8 protein-coding genes are annotated in these 9,919 nt (G+C 60.7%); 6 read left to right on the top strand and 2 right to left on the bottom strand.

What is annotated here, in order from left to right:
• Positions 1 to 3,478 (top strand): translocation/assembly module TamB domain-containing protein (locus P7F28_RS33180; RefSeq protein ID WP_277189575.1); only part of this gene is annotated, 3,478 nt, incomplete at its 5' end.
• A gap of 71 nt (positions 3,479 to 3,549) precedes the next feature.
• Here the strand turns inward: P7F28_RS33180 and metG are convergent.
• The gene (metG, locus tag P7F28_RS33175) at positions 3,550 to 5,658 is read right to left on the bottom strand and encodes a methionine--tRNA ligase (RefSeq protein WP_277189573.1); all 2,109 of its coding nucleotides are present in this window, start codon (positions 5,656 to 5,658) and stop codon (positions 3,550 to 3,552) included.
• A 218-nt stretch (positions 5,659 to 5,876) separates the two neighbouring features.
• Here metG and P7F28_RS33170 point away from each other — a divergent pair, with 218 nt between their 5' ends.
• Together P7F28_RS33170 and P7F28_RS33165 are read left to right on the top strand one after the other, a co-directional pair.
• Entirely contained in the window at positions 5,877 to 6,056 is a 180-nt protein-coding gene (locus P7F28_RS33170) for a type II toxin-antitoxin system HicA family toxin (RefSeq protein ID WP_277189571.1), read from the top strand.
• Between the two features lie 36 nt (positions 6,057 to 6,092).
• Positions 6,093 to 6,512, top strand: coding sequence for a type II toxin-antitoxin system HicB family antitoxin (locus P7F28_RS33165; RefSeq protein WP_277189569.1), 420 nt, complete (start codon positions 6,093 to 6,095; stop codon positions 6,510 to 6,512).
• A 230-nt stretch (positions 6,513 to 6,742) separates the two neighbouring features.
• On the opposite strand, the gene P7F28_RS33160 is transcribed toward P7F28_RS33165, so the two are convergent.
• A complete protein-coding gene (locus tag P7F28_RS33160; RefSeq protein WP_277189567.1) occupies positions 6,743 to 7,393 on the bottom strand; it encodes an OmpA family protein in 651 nt (216 codons plus the stop codon).
• 275 nt (positions 7,394 to 7,668) lie between these two features.
• Between P7F28_RS33160 and apbC the strand changes: the two genes are divergently transcribed.
• The 3 genes from apbC to dcd all read left to right on the top strand — a co-directional run.
• Positions 7,669 to 8,757, top strand: coding sequence for an iron-sulfur cluster carrier protein ApbC (apbC, locus tag P7F28_RS33155; protein WP_277189565.1), 1,089 nt, complete (start codon positions 7,669 to 7,671; stop codon positions 8,755 to 8,757).
• Positions 8,758 to 8,875: 118 nt separating this feature from the next.
• On the top strand, positions 8,876 to 9,409 hold the full coding sequence (locus P7F28_RS33150) for a superoxide dismutase family protein (protein WP_277189563.1): 534 nt from the start codon (positions 8,876 to 8,878) through the stop codon (positions 9,407 to 9,409).
• Positions 9,410 to 9,500: 91 nt separating this feature from the next.
• On the top strand, positions 9,501 to 9,919 hold a 419-nt coding region (dcd, locus tag P7F28_RS33145; RefSeq protein WP_277189561.1), incomplete at its 3' end, for a dCTP deaminase.

The following is a 9,919-nucleotide window of genomic DNA, read 5'->3' as shown; positions in this document are numbered from 1 at the left end:
TGGCGGGGCGCGGCCGTTTCCGCTGTCCGGCGATCTGGGTTATGCGGGCAAGGTCAGTGGCGAGACGGTGAGCGTCGGCGCGCGGCTTTCGGGCGCGCTCGAAGACCTGATCGCCGATATCGACGCCAGCGGCATGAAACTCAACGGTCAGGCGCACGTCGAAGCGCTGCCGTTCGCCGACGTGCCGCTGAAATCCGCGCTCGTGACCGTCGATCACGTGAATCCGCAGGCGTTCGCGCCGGGCGCGCCAGCCGCCGATCTGTCCGTGCGTGCCGAAGTGAAACCGGTCGATGACGCCAAGGGCTTCGTCGTCAGCGGGCCGGTGTCGATCGTCAACGCGAAGCCCGGTTCCATCGCCGACAAGCTGATTCCGCTGATCGATGCGCACGCCAACGTGCGCCTGGACGCATCGGCGCAAAGCATTACGGATTTGAACGTGCGATTGCTCAAGCAGGCGAGCGTGACGGGCAGCGGATCGCTGGCGGGCGGGAAGGGCAAGTTCGACCTGAAAGTGGCGAAGCTCGATCTCAACGCGATCGAACCGACGCTGCGCCCGACCGATTTCGCCGGACCGATCAAGATCGAATTGAATGGCGATACGCAGAACATCACCGCCGATCTCAACGATCCGAAAGCCACTCTGCGTGCACAAGCCAAGGTCAAACTCGACCCGAAACAAACCACACTCGACGATGTGAAACTGACGGTCGGCAAGGGCCGCGTCGAAGCAAACGGCGTGCTGAAGAAAGACGTCAATTCGAGTTACGACCTGAAGGCGAAGTTCGTCGACTTCAATCCTTTGTTGTTGCAGCAGCAGTTGATTGCGTCGAAGCCTGCTGCAAGCAAGCAAAAAAAACCCGCTGCACCGCCGCGCGTGATCGAAGCGCGCGTCAACGGCACGCTCGCCGCTGCGGGCCAGCTTGCGCCCACGCTCACGACCAAAGCCACCTTCAAACTCACCGACAGCATGTACGACAACCTTCCGCTCACTGGCGAAGGCACCGTGCAGGTTGCGGGCATGCGATTGCTGCCGAGCAAGGCGGCGCTCTCCGTCGCGGGCAACGATGTCGATCTGAACGGCAGCTTCGGCGCGCCCGGCGACCGGCTGCGCTTCAAGGTCGATGCGCCATCGCTCGAACGCCTGGGCTTCGGCATTGCGGGCGCGGTGAAGGCGGACGGCGATCTGACCGGCTCGATCGCGCATCCGAACGTGGTGGCGAACTATCAGGCCGATGGCGTCGTGTTCGGCGCGAATCGCCTGGGTCACGCGGAAGGCCATGCCGATATCCGCGACGGCTCCAACGGTCCGCTCGTCTTCACGCTGAAAGCGCGCGATGCCACCACAGACGGCATCGAAATCACCTCGCTCGATGCCAACCTCAACGGCACGCGTCAGCATCACACGCTCGATGTCACGGCCACCGGCAAAGTGCGCGGCCAGCCGGTCAATCTCGCCGCCGCCGCCAACGGCAAATTCACCGATGCGCCCGATGGTCCGCACTGGGACGGCAGCATCACCAAGCTCACCAACAAGGGCACGCCGTCGGTGAATCTGGAATCGCCGCTGACGGTGAGTTACGGGCCGAAGCGTATCGTGCTCGGCGCGACGAAGCTGGTCGCGGAAGGGGCATCGCTCAATCTGAAGACGTTCGCGCTGGAGAACGGGCGCATTCAGTCGGCGGGCACGCTGACGAACGTGTCGATACCCCATCTGCTCGACGTGCGGCAGCAGCTCACCGGCGAAGAACCGCCGATCCGCACCGACCTCGTTTTCGATGGCGACTGGAACTTCACGCTCGGCACCACGGCGACCGGTTATGCGCAGATCAAGCGCCGCAGCGGCGACGTGACCATCGACGGGACACGCGGCGTGGCCGCGCTCGGCATCAGCGATATCACCGCGCGCGCCGACTTCACCAACGGCAATCGACTGAACGCGACGCTGCATGCGCAGGCCAGCCGTATCGGCGTGATCAATGCCGATGTGCATACGCCGCTGACGCCGCGCGACGGCATCCTCACCATCGACGATAACGCGCCGCTGAGCGGCGGCATCAACGCGAATGTGCCGGAGTTGCGCACCACGGGCGGTTTGCTCGGCGCGAACTATCTGCTCGGCGGCAGGATTGCGCTGAAGCTGGTGATTGCGGGCATCGTCGCGAAGCCGAATCTGTCCGGTTCGCTCGATGGCGACAATCTGTCCGCCACGGTTGTTGATCAGGGCGTGCAACTGAAGGACGGGATCATTCGCATCAAGCTGTCGGAGAATCTGGTCGATTTGCAGCAGGTCGAGTTTCACGGCGCGAGCGGCACGTTGCGCGCGACCGGCAAGGTGCGGCTCGATCAGCAGCAGCCGGATCTGACGGCGAGCATCATCGCGGACAAGCTGGAATTGTTTGCATCGCCGGATCGGGAATTGTCGTTGTCGGGCAGCGCGAAGATCGCCAACGCGGGCTTGCAGGGCGGCATGGCGATCGACGGCAAATTCACCGTCGATCATGCGCTGTTCGATCTGCCGGAAAGCTCCGCGCCCTCACTCGGCGACGATGTGGTGATCGAGCGCGCCGACGGCACGATCAAGGGCGAAAACAACAAGCAGCCGACCGTCGCGGCAGGCGAGAAACCGGTCGGGCCGTTCACGCCGCGCGCGAATATCGATATCGACCTCGGCCAGAAATTCCGCTTCAAGGGCGCGGGCGCGGACTTGGGTCTCGCCGGCACGATTACCGCGATGAGCGCGCCGAATATGCCGCTGCGCGCGGTCGGCAATATCCGCGTGACGACGCCGGGTTCCACGTACACGGCGTTCGGGCGCAAGCTTAATATCGAAAGCGGCTTCTTCACCTTCAATGGACCGGTGACGAATCCCGGCCTGAATATTCTGGCGATGCGGCGCAATCAGGAAGTCGAGGCCGGCGTGCAGGTGACGGGCACGGCGCAAGCGCCGGTCGCGAAGCTGATTTCCGAACCGAGCGTGCCGGATAACGAAAAGCTCTCGTGGCTGCTGTTCGGGCATGGCACGGATCAGGGCAACAACGTCGGTCAACAGAGCGCGATGACCAGCGCGCTCGCGCTGCTCGGCAGTCGCGGCGGCGCGAAGATCGCGCAGACGGTGGGGCTGGACGAGTTCACGGTGGGATCGAGCGAAGTGGGACTGACCGATCCGCAAGTCGTGCTGCTGTCGAAGGCGATCAACGAAAAGCTCGTGCTCGGCTACGAGCAAGGTCTGCAATCGGCCAGCAACGCGATCAAGGCCACGCTCGCGCTGTCGCGATTCTGGTCGGTGACGGCGTATGGCGGGACGTATCAGGGCGTCGATCTGTCCTACACGCGGCGGTTCAACTCGTGGGCGCGCTTGCTGTCGATGTCGTCGTCGTCCTCGCGTTCCTCTGCCGCGGATCAGCCTTCGAGCGCGTCTGGGGCGTCGGGTGTGTCGGTGCCGCTGGGGGCATCGGCGACGGCGGTGGAATCGGATTGAGCGGCCGGTGAAAGCAAAAAGGGCACGCGAATCTCGCGTGCCCTTAGTCTTTCGATCGACCGCCGATGCGCTTACTTCACGCGCATGCCCGGCTTTGCTCCGCTATGTGGCTCGAGAATATACAAGCCAGGCTCCGCCTTTTCATTGGCTGCCGATGCCGCCAACACCATCCCTTCGGACAGACCGAACTTCATCTTGCGAGGCGCGAGATTGACGACCATCACCGTCAGCTTGCCGACGAGGTCTTCGGGCTTATACGCCGACTTGATGCCCGAAAACACGTTGCGCGTCTTCTCTTCGCCGACATCGAGCGTCAGTTGCAGCAGCTTGTCCGAACCTTCGACCGCCTTGCAATCGACAATTTTGGCGATACGCAAATCGACCTTCGCAAAGTCGTCGATGGAGATGAAGCTTTCTTCTTCCTTGGGAGCGGCGGCTTTTACTACAGGAGCAGCCTCCGCACCCGGTTGCAACGATTCGCGATTCGCATCCAGCAACGCCGTAATCTGCTTCGGATCGACGCGCGTGGTCAGATGCTTATACGCATTGATCGCATTGCCCGATGACAGCGGCACGGCCACATCCGCCCACGCCAGCGGCGCGATGCCGAGGAACGCTTCGACCTGTTCGATCAGCTTCGGCAACACCGGCTTCAGCGCCAGCGACAGCAGACGGAACGCTTCGAGACTCACGCTGCACGTCTCATGCAGCGCGACCGCGTTGGCCGGGTCCTTCGCCTGTTCCCACGGCTTGGCCGTATCGACATAAGCGTTGACGGCATCGGCGAGTTCCATGGTCGTGCGCAACGCGCGGCTGTATTCGCGCGACTCGTAGTACGCGGCGATTTGCGGAATCGTGGCGCGCATATCGGCGAGCAGCGCGTGATTCATCGCGCTGTCCTGCACGCGGCCTTCGAAACGCTTGAGCAGAAAACCCGCCGCGCGGCTGGCGATATTCACGTACTTGCCGACCAGATCGCTGTTCACGCGCGCCTGAAAATCTTCCAGATTCAGGTCGATGTCTTCCATCGTGCTGTTCAGCTTGGCCGCGAAGTAATAGCGCAGCCATTCCGGATTGATGCCCGTATCGATCACGCTCTGCGCGGTGATGAACGTGCCACGCGACTTCGACATCTTCGCGCCATCGACGGTCAGAAAGCCGTGCGCGAACACGTTCGTCGGCGTGCGATGGCCGGAGAATTCGAGCATCGCCGGCCAGAATAGCGTATGGAAATACAGAATGTCCTTGCCGATAAAGTGATACTGCTCGGCCTTCGATTCCGGCTTGACCCAGTCATCGAACTTCAGTCCGATACGGTCCGCGAGATTCTTGAAGCTCGCGTAATAACCGACCGGCGCATCGACCCACACGTAAAAATACTTGCCCGGCGCGCCCGGAATTTCAAAGCCGAAGTAGGGCGAATCGCGCGAAATATCCCAGTCGGCGAGCTTGGCTTCGCCTTTGTCGCCGAGCCATTCGCGCATTTTGTTGGTCGCTTCCGGCTGCGCAAGACCGCTCACCCAGCCGCGCAGAAATTCTTCGCAGCGCGGGTCGGAGAGTTTGAAGAAATAGTGCGTCGAGGTCTTGCGGATCGGCGTTGCGCCGGAGACGACCGAATACGGGTTGATCAGTTCGGTCGGCTGATAGGTCGAGCCGCAGACTTCGCAGTTATCGCCGTACTGATCCTTCGCGCCGCATTTCGGACACTGACCTTTGATGAAACGGTCCGGCAGGAACATTTCCTTGACCGGATCGTAGGCTTGCTCGATATCGCGTGCTTCGATCAGGCCGGCTTGCTGAAGCGCGGCGTAGATCGTGTTGCAGAGGGCGCGATTTTCCTCGGCATCGGTCGAATAGTAGTTATCGAACGAGATGCCGAAGCTGTCGAAATCGCGTTTGTGCTCTTTCCACACGCGTTCGATCAGCTGCTTGGGCGTGATGCCTTCCTTCTCGGCGCGCAGCATGATGGGCGTGCCGTGGGTATCGTCCGCGCCGACGTAGTAGACCTCGTGACCGTGCATTCGCAGCGCCCGAACCCAGATGTCCGTCTGAATGTATTCGACCATATGGCCGATATGAATCTGACCGTTCGCGTACGGCAACGCGGACGTGACGAGGACCTGGCGGCGGCCTGCATTGGCGGGCGCCGGGGATACGGAGTCGGAAATCGGTGCTGACATAAAGGCGCGGCCCGTGGAAGTGCTGGTGGAGGGGGGAGTTGATTTTAGCAGGGAGAGCGGGAAAGGCAGGGAGCAGGAGTTAAAGCGGGTGACGGAGAGTAGGCTCACTTTGCTGCCATCGCGCAACTACAAAATACAACAAACTAGTTGCATTTTCCGCTTAGCAGAATATAACATAAGTGTTGTATGTTGATCCCTTCGTCAACTCTGGAGGGATCATGAAGTTCAGTGAATTCAAGAGGTGGCTTCGTGAACAGGGTGTCCAATTTGAGCCCGGTAAAGGAAGTCATTTCCGCGCCACGCTCAATGGCAGAAGGTCCACATTTCCAGATCACGGCAGCAAAGAGATCGGTAAGGGAATGGTGGAGTCAATCAAGAAGCAGCTAGGGCTGAAGTGAGCGGAGGGCGCAGTGTTATTTGGAGAATCCATCATCATGTTGTCCTATCCAGTCAACCTGGAACTCGACACGAACAACAGTCTTCTCGTCACGTTCCCGGACATTCCGGAAGCCATTACCGCTGGAGATGACGAAGGCGAGGCGCTGCTCAATGGGCTCGATGCCCTTGAAACCGCCATCGAAATGTATTTCGACGACAAGCGGGAAGTTCCGATGCCTTCGAAGCCCAAGAAAGGCCAATTAGTCGTGAATTTGCCAGCACTGACTGTAGCGAAGGTGTTCCTCGCTAACGAGATGATCCGTCAGGGCGTGCGCAAATCCGAACTCGCGCGTCGTCTGAACGTCCATATGCCGCAGGTTGATCGCCTGCTCGACCCGCGTCATTCGTCGAAACTGGAAGCAATCGAGGCTGCGTTTCTGTCCCTCGGCAAACGCCTCAACATTTCGATCGCCTGAGCCAAGCCCACAAACCCCACGCACCAAAAAAAACCGGGGCTCAGTTAAGCCCCGGAGCAACAACGACAAGAGGAGAATGGCAGGCCACGGCACACGCCGCGCACCTACCGTAAAGAGAGACACGCGCCACGCGTGCGAGTTTCAACTTTTTTTCAGTTGGATTCACACGACTGCGTTTCTCATCTCGCCGTTCCGCAAAAAACGGCGATTCTTCTCGTTAAATCAACGACTTACTGCGCAGGCTGCTGCGTCGCGCGCAGATAGATTTCCACGCGGCGATTTTGCGCGCGGCCAGCTTCCGTCGAGTTGTCGGCGATCGGCTGGTTCTGACCCATGCCTTGCGACGACAGGCGCTGTGCCGGAACACCGTGCGTCGCGATATACGTCGCCACGCTCTGCGCGCGGTTCTGCGAAAGTGTCTGGTTGTACGCCGCCGTGCCGGTGTTATCCGTATGGCCGACCACGCTTGCGATCAGCTCCGGATGCTGTTGCAGCGTCTGCGTGACCGAGTTCAGCACCGGATCGAACGAGGGCTTGATCGCGTAGCTGTTGGTATCGAAGGAAATGGAGTTGGGGATGTTCACCTTCAGCGAGCCGTCTTGCTGCTCGGTCACTTGCGTGCCCGTGCCCTTCGAGTCGCCCGAAATCTTGTTCTTGATCGACTGCCAGTTATAGCCGACGATGCCGCCCGTGGCCGCGCCCGCAGCCGCGCCGATCGCCGCGCCCTTGCCGCCGCCGAAGATCGCGCCGAGCGCCGCGCCCGTGGCCGCGCCCGCGCCGGTTCCGACAGCTGTGTTCTGGCCTTGCTGCGTCGCGCAACCTGCAACCAACGCGCCGACCAGCGCAAACACGGACAGACGAGTCATCAACTTGGTATTCATTTTCGATCTCCTTGATTCAACGAGCGAATTCGGCTCACGCGCCGATGGTGCAGAAAATTGCAGAAAGGGTCTTCCGAACGGGCCGACAGACGAACCTCTACAATAATGAGAAAGGCGTCGGGCTGCCCGAAAGCGTGCGTCCCCGGAAAAAGTTGCAGCGGGATAGTGCAATGCCAGCGTATCGCGCGCAACGGCGCTAACAATTCCTTGCAAATTCGTCAGACCGTTGACTGGCATCGACGGCCACAAGCAACAACTGTTCCCCTGGAGTTTCGATGAGCATTGACCGCGCGGCGATCGACACCGCACTCGCCACACTGACCGATCCCAACACCGACCGCAAGTTCGTCGAGTCGAAGAGTTTTCGCAATATTGCCGTCGATGGCGCGAAGGTTTCGCTGAACGTCGTGCTCGGCTATCCCGCGAAAACGCAGTTCGACTCTATCCGATCGCTGGTGACAAACGCATTGCGCGCGGTGCCGGGCGTGGCTGACGTCGCGGTGAATGTCTCGTCGGACGTGGTGGCGCATGCGGTGCAGCGCGGCGTGAAACTGCTGCCGAATGTCAAAAATATCATCGCGGTGGCGTCGGGCAAGGGCGGCGTGGGCAAGAGCACGACGGCGGTCAATCTGGCGCTCGCGCTGGCGGCCGAAGGCGCGTCGGTCGGTATGCTGGACGCGGACATCTACGGCCCGAGCCTGCCGATGATGCTCGGCATTTCCGGCCGCCCCGAATCGCCCGACAATCAGTCGATGAACCCGCTCGAAGGCCACGGCATTCAGGCCAATTCCATCGGCTTTCTGATCGAACAGGATAATCCGATGGTCTGGCGCGGCCCGATGGTCACCTCCGCGCTCGAACAATTGCTGCGTCAGACCAACTGGCGCGATCTGGATTACCTCGTCGTCGATATGCCGCCGGGCACCGGCGACATTCAGCTCACGCTCTCGCAGAAAGTGCCGGTGACGGGCGCGGTGATCGTGACCACGCCGCAGGATATCGCGCTGCTGGATGCGAAGAAGGGCCTCAAGATGTTCGAGAAAGTCGGCATTCCGATTCTCGGCATCGTTGAGAATATGAGCACGCATATCTGCTCGAATTGCGGACACGAAGAGCATATTTTCGGCGCGGGCGGCGGCGAGCGCATGGCGAAGGAATACGGCGTCGCGGTGCTCGGTTCCTTGCCGCTCGATATCGCCATTCGCGAGAAGACCGATGCCGGTCAGCCGACGGTCGTGTCGGAGCCGGACAGCAAGATCGCGGAATCGTATCGGGCGATCGCGCGGCGCGTGGCCATTTCGATTGCCGAACGTCAGCGAGATATGACGTCGAAATTTCCGAGCATCGTGGTTCAAAACACGTAAATCAGAGCACTGCATCGAATCGCCGCGAGCCTTGTGCGGTGCGGCTCGCGGTATCATGTCGCCTTCGATGCGCGGCAATGTCGGCACACTGGGTGCGGACGGCCGCGAAGAGGATCGCATGAGACACAGATTCGACGGAAGCGCGCTTGTCGCGATGATCGCCATGACCGCATGCAGCGCGCTGCTGAGCGGCTGCGGCATCCTCTTCCAGAATCACGAAAAACGCGCCGATGCGGTGCTCAAGCCCACGCCCGGCAACACCGCGCGCGGCACCATCACGCTGATCGAACGCGCGGATGGCGTGCAGGTCACCTACAACCTTACCGATATGCCGCCCAACAGCGACCACGCGCTCGAAGTGCACGAGCGCGGCGACTGTATCGCCGTGACGGATCAGGACACGAGTCCGGTATTCGCGTTGCAATCGGACCGGCGTCATCCGAATGCGCGGCTCGAAGGCGAGCTGGGCAATATCCGCTCGGACGCCACGGGCGCGGCCACGGGCTTCATCGTTGCAACAGACGTTTCACTCGATGGCGTGCGTTCCGTGATCTCGCGCGCGATCATGCTTCATCGTGAAGCGACCGATCCTTACGCGATGTATCCGCATAACGTCGGACCGGCGATCGCGTGCGGCGTGATACGCAGATAAGCGTCGCTAAGCGCGTCGCATCTATCGCGTAAAATACGCGGTTTCGTTCGACCGAAGGCTATAAAACCTTCACCGCCAGGTAACGCACCCTATGAGCATCAAGTCCGACAAGTGGATCCGGCGCATGGCCGAAGAGCACAAGATGATCGAGCCGTTCGTGCCCGATCAGGTGCGCGTGGCCGAGGACGGCCGCAAGATCGTCTCCTACGGCACGTCGAGCTATGGCTACGACATTCGCGTGGCCGATGAATTCAAGATCTTCACCAATATTAATTCGACCATCGTCGATCCGAAGAATTTCGACGAGAAATCCTTTGTCGATTTCAAGGGCGATGTCTGCATCATTCCGCCGAATTCTTTCGCTTTGGCGCGCACGGTCGAGTATTTCCGCATTCCGCGCTCGTGTTTGACCGTGTGTCTGGGTAAATCGACGTACGCGCGTTGCGGGATCATCGTCAACGTGACGCCGTTCGAACCGGAATGGGAAGGCTACGTCACGCTCGAATTCTC

It is taken from the genome of Caballeronia sp. BR00000012568055 (assembly GCF_029439455.1).
GTDB lineage: Bacteria > Pseudomonadota > Gammaproteobacteria > Burkholderiales > Burkholderiaceae > Caballeronia.
This window is presented reverse-complemented; position numbering and strand designations above follow the sequence as displayed.

Coding starts and splice junctions, on each gene's coding strand:
- metG (WP_277189573.1), bottom strand. CDS start 5,658: ATGTCAGCACCGATTTCCGACTCCGTATCCCCGGCGCCCGCCAATGCA.
- P7F28_RS33170 (WP_277189571.1), top strand. CDS start 5,877: ATGAAGTTCAGTGAATTCAAGAGGTGGCTTCGTGAACAGGGTGTCCAA.
- P7F28_RS33165 (WP_277189569.1), top strand. CDS start 6,093: ATGTTGTCCTATCCAGTCAACCTGGAACTCGACACGAACAACAGTCTT.
- P7F28_RS33160 (WP_277189567.1), bottom strand. CDS start 7,393: ATGAATACCAAGTTGATGACTCGTCTGTCCGTGTTTGCGCTGGTCGGC.
- apbC (WP_277189565.1), top strand. CDS start 7,669: ATGAGCATTGACCGCGCGGCGATCGACACCGCACTCGCCACACTGACC.
- P7F28_RS33150 (WP_277189563.1), top strand. CDS start 8,876: ATGAGACACAGATTCGACGGAAGCGCGCTTGTCGCGATGATCGCCATG.